Consider the following 15492-nt stretch of genomic DNA (forward strand, 5'->3'; position numbering starts at 1 on the left):
TGGCAACCGTTTCCGCCTGACCCACCGCAGTGTCTGGATACAGGGCCGCTTCGCCGCAACAAGTGTGTGGCGGGTTCAGTTCGGATTTCTTTGGCACCACGTTTTTTCGAATGCTTGTTAACCAAGCAAGCGCTTGGTAATTTCTCTCCACCGTTGCGTGGAGTTTGCCGATGTCTGCCTATCAGGATTACTTCGACCCCCATCACCAGCTGATCCGCGACAGCGTGCGACGCTTTGTCGAGCGCGAGATGCTGCCGGGCATCGAGCAATGGGAGGAGGCTCAAAGTTTCCCCCGCGAACTCTACGACAAGGCCGGTGCGGCGGGGATCCTTGGCATCGGGTATCCAGAATCATTGGGTGGCAGTCACGAAGGCGATTTGTTCGCCAAGGTTGCGGCCAGCGAAGAGTTGATGCGCTGCGGCTCCGGCGGCGTTGTCGCGGGGCTCGGTTCGCTGGATATCGGCTTGCCGCCGGTCGTCAAATGGGCACGGCCCGAAGTGCGCGAGCGAGTGGTGCCGCAGGTGTTGGCAGGGGCGAAGGTCATTGCTCTGGCGGTTACCGAGCCGGGTGGCGGTTCCGATGTGGCCAACCTGCACACCCGCGCCGTGCGCGACGGCGACTGTTACCGCGTCAGCGGCAGCAAAACCTTTATTACCAGCGGCGTGCGCGCCGACTTCTACACCGTGGCGGTGCGCACCGGTGGGCCGGGATTTGCCGGTATCAGCCTGCTGTTGATCGAAAAGAACACCCCTGGTTTTACCGTCGGTCCACCACTGAAGAAGATGGGCTGGTGGGCGTCGGACACGGCTGAGTTGTTCTTCGATGACTGCCCAGTGCCCGTCGGCAATCTGATCGGCGCCGAGAACATGGGGTTCGCCTGCATCATGGGCAACTTCCAAAGCGAACGCCTGGCTCTGGCATTGATGGCCAATATGACCGCGCAGATGGCCCTTGAACAGAGCCTGCGATGGGCCGCTCAGCGTGAGGCGTTCGGCAAACCCATCGGTAAATTCCAGGTGCTCAAGCATCGCTTGGCGGAAATGGCCACGGCCGTGGAAGTCTCGCGGGAGTTCACCTACCGCCAGGCAGCGAAGATGGCGGCGGGCAAAAGTGTGATCAAGGAAATTTCCATGGCCAAGAACCTGGCCACCGACACCGCCGACCGCGTCACCTACGACGCCGTGCAGATCCTCGGCGGCCAGGGCTATATGCGCGGCAATCTGGTGGAGCGGCTGTATCGCGACAACCGCATCCTGTCCATCGGCGGGGGGACTCGGGAGGTAATGAACGAAATCATCAGCAAGCAGATGGGCTTGTGATGGTCAGTGCCATTAGCGTTCAGTCAATGAAAACTGCGTCAGGCAAAACGTCGGGATGCCCATGTCTTCCAAGCGCTGCGAGCCACCCAGCTCCGGCAGGTCGATGATTGCGGCGGCTTCGAACACCTTCGCACCCATGCGCCGTACCAGGTTCGCAGCGGCTATCAGCGTACCGCCAGTGGCGATCAGGTCATCGAATATCAGCACCGAGTCGCCTTCGCACAAGCTGTCGGCGTGCACTTCCAGGAAGGCTTCGCCGTATTCTGTCTGGTAACCCTCGGCCAGCACATCGGCCGGCAGTTTGCCTTGCTTGCGAAACAGGATCAGCGGCTTGTTCAACTGATAAGCAATGATCGAACCGATCAGAAAACCACGAGCATCCATCGCGCCAATGTGGGTGAACTCGGCTTCGACGTAGCGCTGGGCAAAGCTGTCCGCCACCAGGCGCAGGGCCTTGGGCGATTGGAACAGCGGGGTGATGTCACGGAAGATCACCCCAGGCTTGGGGAAGTCGATGACAGGGCGGATCAGGGATTTGATGTCGAACGAGTCGAAGGTCATCGTCGAGGAGTCCTGGGTGCGGAAAACGGACTCGAAGTATACCTGCGACCTTGCCGATTGGCGCGGCCGCAGGTGTCTGCATCAACCTTCTATGGAGCCACCGGCCAGCGCGCACAGCTGGATCGGGTCGAGGATATGCACTTCCTTGCCTTCGGCGGCGAGCAGTTCGTTCTGCTGGAAACGGGTGAATACGCGGGACACGGTTTCCACCGCCAGCCCCAGATAGTTGCCGATTTCGTTGCGCGACATGCTCAAGCGGAACTGGTTGGCCGAGAACCCACGGGCGCGGAAACGGGCAGAGAGGTTAACCAGGAAGGTGGCGATGCGCTCGTCGGCGGTTTTCTTCGACAGCAGCAGCATCATTTGTTGATCGTCGCGGATCTCGCGGCTCATCACACGCATCAATTGGCGGCGCAGTTGCGGCAATTGCAGCGCCAGCTCATCCAGGCGTTCGAAGGGGATCTCGCACACCGAGGTCGTCTCCAGCGCCTGGGCCGATACCGGGTGAATCTCGGTGTCCATGCCCGATAACCCCACCAGTTCACTCGGCAGATGGAAACCGGTGATTTGTTCCTCGCCGCCGTCGCTCAGGCTGAATGTCTTCAACGCGCCGGAGCGTACTGCATAGACGGAATCGAACTTGTCGCCCTGGCGAAACAGAAACTCGCCTTTCTTCAGCGGGCGACCGCGTTTAACGATGTCGTCCAGCGCATCCATGTCTTCCAGATTCAGCGAAAGTGGCAGGCAGAGGGGGGCCAGGCTGCAATCCTTGCAATGGGCCTGGTTATGAGCGCGCAGCTTGACTGGCTCGGACATTACTAAAATCCTTGTGGGGAATCACACATAATGCGTAAGGGTAACGCACTGTGGGCAGTCAGGCCAGCCTGTACAAAAAAGCACCAATAGTATAGAGGTTAACGCAAGCCCGGCCCTCACCGCGCCGGGGCTTGCCCTTCAGATCACCCGCGAAAACCGCTGCCGGTTCTGGTGCTCCAAGTACGCATCGAACACCATGCACACCGAACGCACCAGCAGTCGGCCGGCCGGCAGCACGCGAATGCCGTGTTCGTCGAGGGCGATCAGACCATCCGTGGCCATCGCCTCCAGTTGCGGCCAGAGATCGGCGAAATACCCGCGAAAATCAATATTGAAAGCCTGCTCGACAGGTTCGAAAGCCAGGCTGAAATTGCAGATCAGTTGCTGAATTACTTCACGGCGCAAACGATCGTCCGTGGTGCAGACCAGGCCACGGCTGGTGGCCAGTTGCGCGCCAGCCAAGGTGTTCTGGTAGGTATTCAGGTCACTGCTGTTCTGGCAGTACAGATCGCCGATCTGGCTGATGGCCGACACCCCAAGCCCGATCAGATCGCAATGACCATGGGTGGTGTAACCCTGGAAGTTGCGTTGCAGCCGGCCTTCTTCCTGGGCGATGGCCAGCTCGTCGTCGGGCAGGGCGAAGTGGTCCATGCCGATGTAGCGATAGCCGGCCTGGGTCAGTTGTTCGATGGTGGTTTGCAGCATCAACAGTTTTTGCGCCGGGGAGGGCAGTTCGTCGCTGTTGATGCGGCGTTGCGGCATGAAACGTTCCGGCAGGTGCGCATAGTTGAACACCGACAGGCGGTCCGGCTGCAGCTTGATGACTTCCTCCACGGTGCGCGCGAAGTTGATCGGCGTCTGTTTAGGCAAGCCGTAGATCAGGTCGATGTTGATCGAACGAAATTGCAGGGTGCGCGCCGCGTCGATCACCGCGCGGGTTTCTTCCAGACTTTGCAGACGGTTCACTGCGCGCTGGACCTCGGGATCGAGGTCTTGCACGCCGATGCTCACGCGGTTAAAGCCCAGCTCGCGCAGCAGGCCCATGGTGGCCCAGTCGGCTTCGCGCGGGTCGATCTCGATGCCATAGTCGCCGGAGTCATCGTCTAGCAGGTTGAAGTGCTGGCGCAGGCAGGTCATGACCTGGCGCAGTTCGTCGTGGCTGAGAAAGGTCGGAGTGCCGCCGCCGAAGTGCAGTTGCTCCACCGGCTGCTTGGGGTCCAGGTGGCAAGCCACCAGTTGGATCTCCTGCTCCAGGCGTTGCAGGTAGGCGTGGGCGCGGCCTCGGTCCTTGGTGATGACCTTGTTGCAGGCGCAGTAGTAGCAAATGTTCGCGCAGAACGGCACATGCACGTACAGCGACAGCGGCCGTGTGGCCTTGCGGCTGTCACGCAGGGCGTGGAGCAAGTCGAATGTGCCGACTTGGCTGTCGAATTGCACGGCGGTCGGGTAGGACGTGTAGCGCGGCCCTGCCAGGTCGTAGCGGTTAATCAGATCGGTGTCCCAACGAATGGCGTCGAGCATGCGGGCGTCCCCCGGATAGGCTAGTGGGCCGAGTCTAGGGGTTGGCCGTAGGGGGCGCCTTGATTTGCGTCAACGGGGAGCGGCGCTATGCCACACGGCGTTTCAATGCCCCATCAACCAGTGCTGATGCGGGCCGGGCAGGGTCCAGATACCGAAGAGCACCACCAGCACACCGCCGGCCATGCGCACGCTGCGCTTGCGCAGTAAGGCAGTGACGCGTTCCGCCGCCAGCCCGGTGGCCAGCAACACCGGCCAGGTGCCCAGGCCGAACGCCAGCATCAGCAAACCACTGTCCAGCGCATTGCCTTGGCTGGCGGCCCAGAGCAGGGTGCTGTAGACCAGCCCGCACGGCAACCAGCCCCACAGCGCGCCCAGCAACAACGCGCGGGGCAGGCTGGACACCGGCAGCAAACGGTTGGCAATCGGCTGGATATGCCGCCACAGGCCGCGCCCGAGGCGTTCGATACGGGTCAGACCGCTCCACCAGCCGGCCAGGTACAGGCCCATGCTGATCAGCAGCAGACCGGCCAACACCCGCAGAATCATGGCCGCCGGGCTATTGGCCACGGCCCAGCCGGCCATGCCGATCAGCAGCCCGGCGCAGGCGTAGCTGAGGATGCGCCCCAGGTTGTACGCCAGCAGCAGACGAAACCGACGGCTGCGCTGCTCTTGAGGGATGGCCAGGGTCAGCGCCCCCATCAGTCCACCGCACATGCCCAGGCAATGGCCGCCACCGAGCAGGCCGAGGATCAGCGCGGAAACCAGTAACGGCGCCAGTTCAAGCATGGGGTGGTTCTTGGGGCTTGGGCGGTTGCTCGGGGCTGTTGGCTTCTTCGACGCCGGCCAAGTGGTTAGGATCCTGGTCATCGAACAGCACGCTGTGGGCCGGGCCGTCGAGGTCGTCGTACTGGCCGCTGTCCACGGCCCAGAAGAAGATGTAGATGGCGACGCCCACTAATAGCAGCGCCGCCGGAATCATCACGTATAAAGCTGGCATCTGCACTCCATGCCCGCGCGGCTCAAGCTGGCAGCGGGCGGGTTACTTGAGGGGCGCTGGCGGCCGGCGCGCTCGGCAGGCGAGTCAGGCGCAGGGCGTTGAGCACCACGGTCAACGAACTGAGGGACATGCCCACCGCCGCCCAAATGGGCGTGATCCAGCCGAGGGCGGCGAACGGCAGCATAAGGCCATTGTATAGCCCCGCCCACACCAGGTTTTCAATGATCACCCGTCGGGTGCGCCGCGCCAGGCTGAAGGCCTGCACCAGCGCATCCAAGCGGTTGGACAGCAGCACCGCGTCGGCGCTGGTCTTGGCCAGGTCGGTGGCCGAGCCCATGGCCACACTGATATCCGCGGCGGCGAGCACCGGCACATCGTTGACCCCATCGCCGAGCATCAACACCCTGCGGCCTTCCTGGTGCAGGCGTTGCAACACTTGCAGTTTGTCGTCGGGACGCAGGCCGCCGTGGGCCTCGTCGATGCCCAGCTCAAGCGCGACGCTGGCGACCATCGGCGAACTGTCCCCCGAGAGCAGCAGGGTGCGCCAGCCGCGTGCCTGGCAGGCTTGCAGCAAGGCCGGTGCGTCGCTGCGCAGGCGGTCGTCGAGCACGAACCAGGCGAGCGGGCCCTGGCGGTCACCCAGCAGCAGCCATTGTCCGGCTTCGTCGGGTGAGGCGGGCAAGGCGCAGCCGCTGAGTTCACACACGAACCCCGGCTGGCCGATGCGCAGCAGGCGCTCGCCCACGCGACCCTCCAGGCCGAGGCCGGGGGTGCTCAGCACTTCATCGGCAGCCAGCGGCGCACGCCCGAAAGCACGGGCAATCGGGTGCTCTGAACGGTTTTCCAGGGCGGCGGCCAGGCCCAGGCAGGCATCGCTGTCCAACGGGCCCAAGGGGCGAATCGCTCGCAGCGCCAGGCGGCCTTCGGTGAGGGTGCCGGTCTTGTCGAAAATCACCGTGTCGATTTGGTTAAGACCCTCCAGCACATGGCCGCGGGTCAGCAGCAAACCGAGTTTGTGCAGGGTGCCGGTGGCGGCGGTGAGGGCGGTGGGTGTGGCCAGCGACAAGGCGCACGGGCAGGTCGCCACCAGCATCGCCAGTACGATCCAGAACGCCCGCGACGCGTCCAACTGCCACCACCACAGGCCGATCAGCGCGGCGGCGAGCAGCGAGCCCAGCAGGAACCATTGCGCGGCACGGTCGGCGATCTGGGCCAGCCGCGGTTTCTCGGCCTGGGCCCGTTCCAGCAAGCGCACGATGGCGGACAGGCGGGTGTCGTGGCCCAGGGCACGTACTTCAACGGTCAGCGCGCCTTCCACATTGAGGGTGCCGGCGGTGACGCTATCGCCCACCTGGCGCGCTTGCGGCAGGTACTCGCCGGTCAGTAGTGACTCGTCGATGCTGGACTGACCGTCGAGGATCACTCCGTCCGCCGGCAGCACCGCGCCTGGGTGTACGCGCACGCGATCGCCCACTGCCAGTTCGCTGAGCAGGATGCGCTCGCTCTGGCCGTCGCTTTGCACGCGCAGGCACGACGCCGGCAGCAGGTTGACCAGTTGCGCAGTGGCGGCGGCGGTGCGTTCGCGGGCGCGGCGTTCCAGATAGCGCCCGGCCAGCAGGAACAGCGCGAACATGCCCACTGCATCGAAATACAGCTCGCCCACGCCACTGATGGCGGTCCAGATGCCCGCCAGGTAGGCGCCGCCAATCGCCAGGGACACCGACACATCCATGGTCAGATGGCGGGTGCGCAGGTCGCGCAACGCGCCTTTGAAAAACGGCGCGCAGCTGTAGAACACGATGGGGGTGGTCAGAAACATCGCTACCCAGCGCAGGATGACGTGCAGCTCTGGGCTCAGGTCGATATTGAATTCCGGCCAAGTGGCCATGGTTGCCATCATCGCCTGAAACCACAGCAACCCGGCAACGCCCAGTTGGCGCAAGGCCAGACGGTTTTCACTGGCCAATTGCTCAGCGGCGCGGTCCGCCTGATACGGGTGGGCGGCATAGCCGATATGGCGCAGTTCGCTGAGCACCTGGCTCAACGGCAGTTGCCCATCGGCCCAGCGGACCTGCAAGCGATGGTTGGACAGGTTCAGCCGCGCCTCGGCCACCGCGGGCAGGCTGCGCAGGTGTTTTTCGATCAGCCAGCCACACGCCGCGCAACTGATGCCTTCCATCAGCAGGGTGGTTTCGGCCAGTTCGCCGTCATGGCGCACAAAGGGTTTTTGCACGTCGGCGCGGTCATACAGCGCCAGCTCCTCCACCAGTTGTACCGGCAGCGCTTCGGGGTTGGCCGAGGCTTCGCTGCGATGCTGGTAATAGCTTTCCAGGCCCCCGGCCACAATCGCTTCGGCCACTGCCTGGCAACCTGGGCAGCAGAGTTCACGGCGCTCGCCGAGGATCTGAGCGGTGAACCGGCTGCCGGGCGGCACGGGCAGGGCGCAGTGGTAGCAGGGAAGTGGGGTGGTCATGGCTTGGAATCTTTAGGGGCTGGTAGGGCCTCGTCGCGGGCCAGCTCGACTCTCGCAGGGAGGGGCGGGACCGCGACGTGCGAAGCGCAGAGTGTTTACTTCTTCAGGTCTTCGGCGCCCTGCAAGGGCTCATCTCCCAGCAGTAAGTCTTTGTCGTGGCTGACTTCTTCTTCCTCGAACAGGCGCCAGGTCCTGTCGCCTTCCACACCCAAAAGCTCCACGAAACGGCGGCCTTCGACTTTATCGGTCACCTGACCCAGGTAGCGGCCCGGCTCGCTGTCGCTGCGGGTCAGGTTGATCTTGCGGTCTTTCTCCGGCTGGGTCGGTGAAATCAGGTTCAGTTGCAGGGTGTTGGGGTTGCTGTAGCCGGTGAGGTTCAGCTCGACCTCGCCGGTCAGTTCGTCCAGGTGCAGCTTGGCGCGCAACTGCAGGGTCTGGGCCAGGCGTTCACGATCCAGGGAGCGGTTGATGCCTTTGCCGGCCTCGTAGTAGTTGTCGTTGACCAGGTTGTCAGGGTTGTTCACCGCGATCGTCACCATGGACAAGGTCAAGGCCACCGAGCAGGCGAGGATACCGATGATGATCCAAGGCCAGAGGTGCTTGTACCAAGGGCTTGCGGCAGTGGCTACGGGCATTGTTCGGCTCTCTGTTTAACAACGTTGGGTTAACGGACCTGAGGGCCGATGAATCGGCTCTTGGCTTCGACGTGAATGCTCGGGTCATCGGCATCCTTGAGGATGAACGTCACCTCGTTGGTGCTCGATGGCACTTGTTCCGGCGCACTCGACAGTTCCACCGGCATGCTCACGATATCGCCGGCGGACACCTTGATCTCGCGGCGGCCCTGCAACTTGAGATCCGGCAGGCCGGCGGCATCGAGCACGTAGGTGTGGTCGCGCTGGTCCTTGTTCATGATCTTCAGGCTGTAGACGTTTTCGATGCGGCCTTCGGCGTTTTCGCGGAACAGCACGCGGTCTTTGCTGACGTCGAAGCCCACCAGCGAACGCATGAAAAACGCGGTGACCAACAGGCTGATCATCGCCAGCAATACCAACGCATAGCCGATCAGACGTGGACGCAGCTTGTGGGTTTTCTGACCGGACAGGTTGTGCTCGGTGGTGTAGCTGATCAGGCCGCGTGGGTACTCCATCTTATCCATGATGTTGTCGCAGGCATCGATGCACGCCGCGCAGCCGATGCACTCGATCTGCAGGCCGTCACGGATGTCGATGCCGGTCGGGCATACCTGTACGCACATGGTGCAGTCGATGCAGTCGCCCAGGCCCTGGGCCTTGTAGTCGGCGCCTTTTTTACGTGGCCCGCGCAGTTCGCCACGGCGTGGGTCGTAGGAGACGATCAGGGTGTCCTTGTCGAACATTACGCTCTGGAAACGCGCATAAGGGCACATGTAGATGCACACCTGTTCGCGCAGCCAACCGGCGTTGCCATAGGTGGCAAGGGTGAAGAAACCGACCCAGAAATACGACCAGCCATCGGCCTGGCCGGTGAAGAAGTCGAAGACCAGTTCGCGGATCGGCGAGAAGTAACCGACGAACGTCATGCCGGTGACGAAACCGATGATCAGCCACAGGCTGTGCTTGCTGAACTTGCGCAGGAATTTGTTGGCGCTCATCGGCGCTTTGTCCAGCTTGATGCGTTGGTTGCGGTCGCCTTCGGTGACCTTCTCGCACCACATGAAGATCCACGTCCACACGCTTTGCGGGCAGGTATAGCCGCACCACACGCGCCCGGCGTACACCGTGATAAAGAACAGGCCGAACGCGGCGACGATCAGGATGCCAGACAGCAGGATGAAGTCCTGAGGCCAGAAGGTTGCGCCGAAAATAAAGAACTTACGTTCCGGCAAATTCCACCACACAGCCTGGTGACCGCCCCAGTTCAGCCACACCGTGCCGAAGTAGAGCAGGAACAGCGCGGCACCGCCGAGCATGCGCAGATTGCGGAACAGGCCAGTGAAGGCACGGGTGTAGATCTTCTCGCGCGCGGCGTAGAGATCGACCGTCTGGCTTGAATGTTTGGCAGGCGGGGTAACGTCATGTACCGGTATTTGGTCGCTCATCATTGCATCCCACGGCGGTGGAGATTTGCCTCGGCCAGTACGTGCCAACCGGGGTCAAATTAAGGATGTTGCAGTAGCGTAATGATACGCCCCCGATGGTACGCCAAGGGTGCGACCTTTGGTCGCGTTGGGGGAAATCAATTGATGGTGTACGTGATCTGGATCAATTGACTTGGGAAGTATGGCCGGTTTTGCCGGTTCGACCTTCAAAAATGCCAGAGATGCAATGTGAGAAGGGCTGGCCCCCGATAGCAGAGTGTCAGTCAATAAAGGCATGACTGGCCCACTGCTATCGGGGGCCAGCCCCCTCTCACATGGGTTGTTTCTGTGTTGCTAAATAACGATCAGTCTCACTGCTCCTCGGCCTTTTTGTCTGCATGAGACAGGCTGTACACATACGCCGCGAGCAAGTGCACCTTGTCGTTGCCTTGCAGTTGTTCCTGCGCAGGCATCTGGCCCTGACGGCCGTAGCGGATGGTCTGCTGCAACTGAGCGAAGCTCGAACCGTAGATGAACGCGCCGGGGTGGGTCAGGTCGGGGGCGCCCATGGCCGGGGTGCCTTTGCCGGCGGGGCCGTGGCAGGCCACGCAGTTGGCGGCGAAGAGTTTTTCGCCGTTGGCCACGTCGGCCTTGGCCCCTTCAGGCAACTTGCGACCATCGAGCTTGGTCACCACAAAACCGGCCACATCGGCCACGCCTTGTTCGCCAATCACTTCGGCCCAGCCTGGCATCACCGCGTGGCGGCCTTTGAGGATGGTTTCCTTGATGGTGTTAGGTTCGCCGCCCCAGCGCCAGTCGGCGTCGGTCAGGTTGGGGAAACCATAGGCGCCCTTGGCGTCGGAGCCGTGGCACACCGAGCAGTTGGAGGCGAACAGGCGGCCGCCCATTTTCAGCGCTTGCGGATCCTTGGCGACTTCTTCGATCGGCATCGAGGCGAATTTGGCGAAGATCGGCCCGAACTTGGCGTCCGAGCGGGCCATTTCCTTCTCCCATTCGTGCACGCCGGTCCAGCCGGTCTGACCGTTGGCGAAGGGGGTTTGCTTGTCGTTGTCGAGGTAGTTATAGCCCGGCAGCAGACCCTTCCAGTTGCCCAGGCCCGGGTACAGCACCAGGTAACCAAGGGCAAACACGATGGTGCCGACGAACAGCATGAACCACCACTTGGGCAGCGGGTTGTCGTACTCCTCGATGCCGTCGAACGAGTGGCCGACGGTTTCGTCGGTTTGCTCGGCGCGCTGGCCCTTGCGGGTCGACAGCAGCAGCCAGGTCAGGGCGAAGATGGTACCCAGACTGAGGACTGTGACGTACAGACTCCAGAACGTAGTCATTCTTTGTTACTCCTAGAAGCTTGCTCGACGTGCTTGATGGCTTCGGGGTCATCCGCAAAGGGCAGCATGGTTGCGTCGTCAAACTCCGACTTGCGCTTGGGGCTGAACACCCACAGCGCCAGGCCGACAAAGGCCACCATCACCACAACGGTGCCCAGGCCACGAATCATCCCGATATCCATGAAGAATCACCGTTTGCTTTTGATGATGGTGCCCAGGCCCTGCAGGTAGGCCACCAATGCGTCCATTTCGGTCTTGCCCTTCACGGCAGCCGCGGCACCGGCGATGTCTTCGTCGGTGTAGGGCACGCCCAGGGTGCGCAAGACTTCCATCTTCTTCGCGGTGTCCTTGCCGTCGAGCTTGTTTTCCACGAGGAACGGGTACGCCGGCATTTTCGACTCGGGCACGACGTTGCGCGGGTTGTACAGGTGCGCACGTTGCCAGTCATCGGAGTAACGCCCGCCCACGCGCGCCAGGTCCGGGCCGGTGCGCTTGGAACCCCACAGGAACGGGTGGTCCCACACGCTTTCGCCGGCGACCGAGTAGTGGCCGTAGCGTTCGGTTTCGGCGCGGAACGGGCGGATCATCTGCGAGTGGCAGCCCACGCAGCCGTTGGCGATGTAGACGTCGCGGCCTTCCAGTTCAAGGGCGGTGCGCGGCTTCATGCCTTCGACCGGCTTGTTGGTCACGTCCTGGAAGAACAGCGGGACGATTTGGGTCAAGCCGCCGATGCTCACGGCGATGACCATGAAGAAGGCCAGCAGGCCGATATTCTTCTCGACTACTTCATGCTTCATCAGTGGGCTCCCACAACGGCGATCTTGGCGGCGGCTTCAGCTTCTACGGGGTCCGAGGCCCGCACGGTGCGGAACACGTTGTAGGCCATGAACAGCATGCCGGCGGCAAAGAACGCACCGCCCAGGGCACGAACGATGTAGCCCGGGTGGCTGGCTTGCAGCGCTTCGACGAAGGAGTAGGTGAGGGTGCCGTCATCGTTGATCGCACGCCACATCAGGCCCTGGGTGATGCCGTTGACCCACATCGAAGCGATGTAGAGCACGGTGCCGATGGTAGCCAGCCAGAAGTGCGTGTTGATCAGCCCGACGCTGTGCATCTGCGCGCGGCCGAACAGTTTGGGGATCATGTGGTACAGCGCGCCGATGGAGATCATCGCCACCCAACCGAGGGCGCCAGCGTGAACGTGGCCGATGGTCCAGTCGGTGTAGTGGGAGAGCGAGTTGACGGTCTTGATCGCCATCATCGGACCTTCGAAGGTCGACATGCCGTAGAACGCCAGGGACACCACCAGGAAGCGCAGGATCGGGTCGGTGCGCAATTTATGCCAGGCGCCCGAGAGGGTCATCATGCCGTTGATCATGCCGCCCCAGCTTGGCGCCAGCAGGATGATCGACATGGCCATGCCCAGGGATTGCGCCCAGTCCGGCAGCGCGGTGTAGTGCAGGTGGTGCGGACCGGCCCAGATATACAGGGTGATCAGCGCCCAGAAGTGCACGATGGACAGGCGATAGGAGTAGATAGGGCGTTCGGCCTGTTTCGGCACGAAGTAGTACATCATCCCCAGGAAGCCGGTGGTGAGGAAAAAGCCTACGGCGTTATGCCCGTACCACCACTGGATCATTGCGTCAGTTGCGCCCGAGTAAGCCGAATAGGACTTGAACAGGCTGACCGGCAACGACGCGTGGTTGACGATGTGCAGCATCGCCGTCACCAGGATGAATGCGCCGTAGAACCAGTTGCCCACATAGATGTGCTTGGTCTTGCGCTTGATGATGGTGCCGAAGAACACCGCAGCGTAGGTCACCCAGACCACGGCCAGCAAAATGGCGATGGGCCATTCCAGCTCGGCGTATTCCTTGGTGGTGGTGTAACCCAACGGCAGGGTGACGATGGCGCCGATGATGACCGCTTGCCAACCCCAGAAGGTGAAAGCGGCGAGGCCATCGGAGATCAGTCGCGTCTGGCAGGTTCGCTGCACGACATAGTAGGAGGTGGCAAACAATGCACATCCGCCGAAGGCGAAAATCACCAGGTTGGTGTGCAGCGGGCGCAGGCGACCGAAGGTCGTCCAGGGCAGGTCGAAATTCAATTCCGGCCAGACCAGTTGCGAGGCGATGAAGACCCCGAGCCCCATGCCAAGGATCCCCCAGACCACCGTCATGATGGCGAACTGGCGGACTACCTTATAGTTATAAGCAGTCGGACTGATTGCTGTGCTCATTCTAAGGTTCCACGGTTTAGGTTTTTTTATAGGTAAAAATCGGCCGCAAGTATGTAGAAAGCGAGGGGTCATTGCAACGCAATGACTGACCTGTATCAATGCGTTCCACGCCAGATTCTGCGCCCTTTCCATGTTTGGCGTAAGGACAAAATCCGAAATGGAAAGCTGATCGAGTGGACAGGAAATTTTGCAGGTCGCAACGTGACTCGTCGCGTACACCAGGATCGGTCCACTGTGCAAGCAAGCGTAGACCCGAATGGGAGGAGGGGAAAGGTTTGCTTTAGACGGGTGCGACACTTGGTCGCGTAGGGCGGTCGGTGTGGGAGCGAGCAAGCCCGCTCCTACAGACGAAGCAGCGGCCGCCCCGGGCGGGGCGGCCTTGTGTGGTTATTGCGCTTGGCTTTCTGGCTTTGCGCCATCAGCGTTGTGGGACAGGCTGTACACGTAAGCCGCCAGTAGGTGCACTTTGTCATTGCCTTGCAGGGCTTCCTGCGCTGGCATCTGGCCTTGACGGCCGTGACGGATGGTCTGCTGCAATTGCGCCAGGCCGGTGCCGTAGATGAAACCGGCGGGTTCGGTCAGGTTAGGCGCGCCCATGGCTTCCACACCGTGGCCTTGCGGGCCGTGGCAGGCAACGCAAGTGGTGTTGAAGGTGGCTTGGCCAGCGGCCAGATCGGCGGTGCTATCGGCCGGCAGCGGCAACTTGGCCAGGTCGTGGCGCACATAGGCCGCGACGTTTTTCACACCGTCTTCGCCCAGTACTTCACCCCAGGCCGGCATCGCCGCGTGGCGACCGTTCATGATGGTGGTCTTGATCGCCTCGGCAGAGCCGCCCCAGCGCCACAGGTTGTCGGCCAGGTTTGGGAAGCCGTACGCGCCCTTGGCATCCGAGCCGTGGCACACCGCGCAGTTGGAGGCGAACAGGCGGCCACCCATTTTCAGCGCTTGTGGGTCTTTGGCTACTTCTTCCACGGGCATGGCCGCGAATTTGGCGTAGATCGGCCCAAATTTCGCATCGGCCTTGGCCATTTCCTTTTCCCATTCCTTGGCCTGGGTCCAACCGCCTTCATAGCCCGGCAGCACGCCTTTCCAGTTGCCCAGGCCCGGATAGAGGATCAGGTAGCCGACCGCGAACACCAAGGTGCCGACGAACAGCATGAACCACCACTGGGGCAGGGGGTTGTCGTATTCCTCGATGCCATCGAAGGCGTGGCCCATGGTCTGGTCGACACTGCCTTTGGTCTCGCCCTTGCGGGTGGAGATCAACAGCCAGGTCAGCCCGATCAGGCTGCCGATGGTCAGTACGCAGATCCATGTACTCCAAAATAGGGTCATGGCCGAGTGCTCCTTATTGCAGGCTCTTCTTGAGCGTCGGATGGGGGGGCGGTGGGCTCGTCGGCGAACGGCAGCAGGCGCGCCTGCTCGAATTCCGCATTGCGCCGATTGTTGAACACCCACAGCGACAAGCCGATAAAGGCGATGGCGACCACCAGCGTGCCGAGGCCGCGGATGGTGCCCGCATCGAATTCAAATCCCATGGCTCACCTCTTGCTCTTGATGGCAGTGCCGAGCACTTGCAGGTACGAGACCAGCGCGTCCATCTCGGTTTTGCCCTTGAGGCTGGCCACGGCGCCCTTGATGTCGTCGTCGGTGTACGGCACGCCGAGGGTGCGCATTACGTTCAACTTGGTCTCGGTGTGGCTGCTGTCGACCGGGGCCGTGACGAGCCACGGGTAGGCCGGCATTTTCGACTCAGGCACCACGTTGCGCGGGTTGTACAAGTGCGCACGGTGCCAGTCGTCGGAGTAACGTGCGCCGACGCGCGCCAGGTCCGGGCCGGTGCGCTTGGAGCCCCACAGGAACGGGTGGTCCCACACGCTTTCGCCGGCGACCGAGTAGTGGCCGTAGCGTTCGGTTTCGGCGCGGAACGGGCGGATCATCTGCGAGTGGCATTGCACGCAGCCTTCGCGGATGTAGATGTCGCGGCCTTCCAGTTGCAGCGCGGTGTAGGGCTTCATGCCTTCGACCGGCTTGTTGGTCACGTCCTGGAAGAACAGCGGGACGATCTGGGTCAGGCCGCCGATGCTCACGGCGAGCACCATCAGCAGCATCATCAGGCCGACGTTCTTTTCAATCGTTTCGTGTTTCATCACTGACT

General features: G+C 62.1%; 16 protein-coding genes. 1 reads left to right on the forward strand and 15 read right to left on the reverse strand.

The features are described 5' to 3' along the window. Positions 1-170: 170 nt before the first annotated feature. On the forward strand, positions 171-1319 hold the full coding sequence (locus ABX75_RS00535; RefSeq protein WP_047881287.1) for an acyl-CoA dehydrogenase family protein: 1149 nt from the start codon (positions 171-173) through the stop codon (positions 1317-1319). A 12-nt stretch (positions 1320-1331) separates the two neighbouring features. On the opposite strand, the gene ABX75_RS00540 is transcribed toward ABX75_RS00535, so the two are convergent. The 15 genes from ABX75_RS00540 to ccoO (ABX75_RS00610) all read right to left on the reverse strand — a co-directional run bounded on the left by ABX75_RS00540 (position 1332) and on the right by ccoO (ABX75_RS00610) (position 15484). Continuing rightward, the gene (locus tag ABX75_RS00540; RefSeq protein ID WP_034114796.1) at positions 1332-1880 is read right to left on the reverse strand and encodes an adenine phosphoribosyltransferase; all 549 of its coding nucleotides are present in this window, start codon (positions 1878-1880) and stop codon (positions 1332-1334) included. Positions 1881-1961: 81 nt separating this feature from the next. Then, positions 1962-2696: a Crp/Fnr family transcriptional regulator FnrA gene (fnrA, locus tag ABX75_RS00545; protein WP_034099680.1), complete on the reverse strand. Its 735-nt coding sequence runs from the start codon at positions 2694-2696 to the stop codon at positions 1962-1964. A gap of 138 nt (positions 2697-2834) precedes the next feature. Further along, positions 2835-4217, reverse strand: a complete 1383-nt coding sequence (gene hemN, locus ABX75_RS00550; RefSeq protein WP_034099679.1) for an oxygen-independent coproporphyrinogen III oxidase — start codon at positions 4215-4217, stop codon at positions 2835-2837. A 102-nt stretch (positions 4218-4319) separates the two neighbouring features. Further along, positions 4320-5003 carry a sulfite exporter TauE/SafE family protein gene (locus ABX75_RS00555; RefSeq protein WP_034114795.1) on the reverse strand — a complete coding sequence of 228 codons (684 nt, stop codon included), beginning with the start codon at positions 5001-5003 and terminating at the stop codon, positions 4320-4322. Next, complete coding sequence (ccoS, locus tag ABX75_RS00560) at positions 4996-5214, reverse strand: cbb3-type cytochrome oxidase assembly protein CcoS (RefSeq protein ID WP_034099677.1); 219 nt, start codon at positions 5212-5214, stop codon at positions 4996-4998. The genes ABX75_RS00555 and ccoS overlap by 8 nt, the downstream gene beginning before the upstream one ends. A 22-nt stretch (positions 5215-5236) precedes the next feature. Further along, the gene (locus tag ABX75_RS00565; protein WP_047881288.1) at positions 5237-7687 is read right to left on the reverse strand and encodes a heavy metal translocating P-type ATPase; all 2451 of its coding nucleotides are present in this window, start codon (positions 7685-7687) and stop codon (positions 5237-5239) included. A 95-nt stretch (positions 7688-7782) separates the two neighbouring features. Beyond that, positions 7783-8322: a FixH family protein gene (locus ABX75_RS00570; RefSeq protein ID WP_047881289.1), complete on the reverse strand. Its 540-nt coding sequence runs from the start codon at positions 8320-8322 to the stop codon at positions 7783-7785. Positions 8323-8351: 29 nt separating this feature from the next. Continuing rightward, the gene (ccoG, locus tag ABX75_RS00575; protein ID WP_034099674.1) at positions 8352-9767 is read right to left on the reverse strand and encodes a cytochrome c oxidase accessory protein CcoG; all 1416 of its coding nucleotides are present in this window, start codon (positions 9765-9767) and stop codon (positions 8352-8354) included. Positions 9768-10117: 350 nt separating this feature from the next. Then, positions 10118-11095 carry a cytochrome-c oxidase, cbb3-type subunit III gene (gene ccoP / locus ABX75_RS00580; protein WP_034099673.1) on the reverse strand — a complete coding sequence of 326 codons (978 nt, stop codon included), beginning with the start codon at positions 11093-11095 and terminating at the stop codon, positions 10118-10120. Next, positions 11092-11277: a CcoQ/FixQ family Cbb3-type cytochrome c oxidase assembly chaperone gene (locus ABX75_RS00585; RefSeq protein ID WP_020372609.1), complete on the reverse strand. Its 186-nt coding sequence runs from the start codon at positions 11275-11277 to the stop codon at positions 11092-11094. Before ABX75_RS00585 ends, ccoP (ABX75_RS00580) begins: the two co-directional genes overlap by 4 nt. 6 nt (positions 11278-11283) lie before the next feature. Further along, positions 11284-11892 (reverse strand): cytochrome-c oxidase, cbb3-type subunit II, encoded by a 609-nt coding sequence (ccoO, locus tag ABX75_RS00590; RefSeq protein ID WP_003193167.1) that lies wholly within the window; start codon positions 11890-11892, stop codon positions 11284-11286. After that, a complete protein-coding gene (ccoN, locus tag ABX75_RS00595; RefSeq protein WP_040269079.1) occupies positions 11892-13334 on the reverse strand; it encodes a cytochrome-c oxidase, cbb3-type subunit I in 1443 nt (480 codons plus the stop codon). Before ccoN ends, ccoO (ABX75_RS00590) begins: the two co-directional genes overlap by 1 nt. A 387-nt stretch (positions 13335-13721) precedes the next feature. Continuing rightward, positions 13722-14669, reverse strand: coding sequence for a cytochrome-c oxidase, cbb3-type subunit III (gene ccoP, locus ABX75_RS00600; RefSeq protein WP_034114792.1), 948 nt, complete (start codon positions 14667-14669; stop codon positions 13722-13724). Beyond that, positions 14666-14872, reverse strand: a complete 207-nt coding sequence (locus tag ABX75_RS00605; RefSeq protein WP_034099670.1) for a cbb3-type cytochrome c oxidase subunit 3 — start codon at positions 14870-14872, stop codon at positions 14666-14668. Before ABX75_RS00605 ends, ccoP (ABX75_RS00600) begins: the two co-directional genes overlap by 4 nt. 3 nt (positions 14873-14875) lie before the next feature. Beyond that, positions 14876-15484, reverse strand: coding sequence for a cytochrome-c oxidase, cbb3-type subunit II (ccoO, locus tag ABX75_RS00610; RefSeq protein WP_034099669.1), 609 nt, complete (start codon positions 15482-15484; stop codon positions 14876-14878). Between the last annotated feature and the right edge of the window lie 8 nt (positions 15485-15492).

Origin of the sequence: Pseudomonas sp. ARP3 (assembly GCF_001029595.1) — a bacterium.
Lineage (GTDB): Bacteria > Pseudomonadota > Gammaproteobacteria > Pseudomonadales > Pseudomonadaceae > Aquipseudomonas > Aquipseudomonas rhodesiae.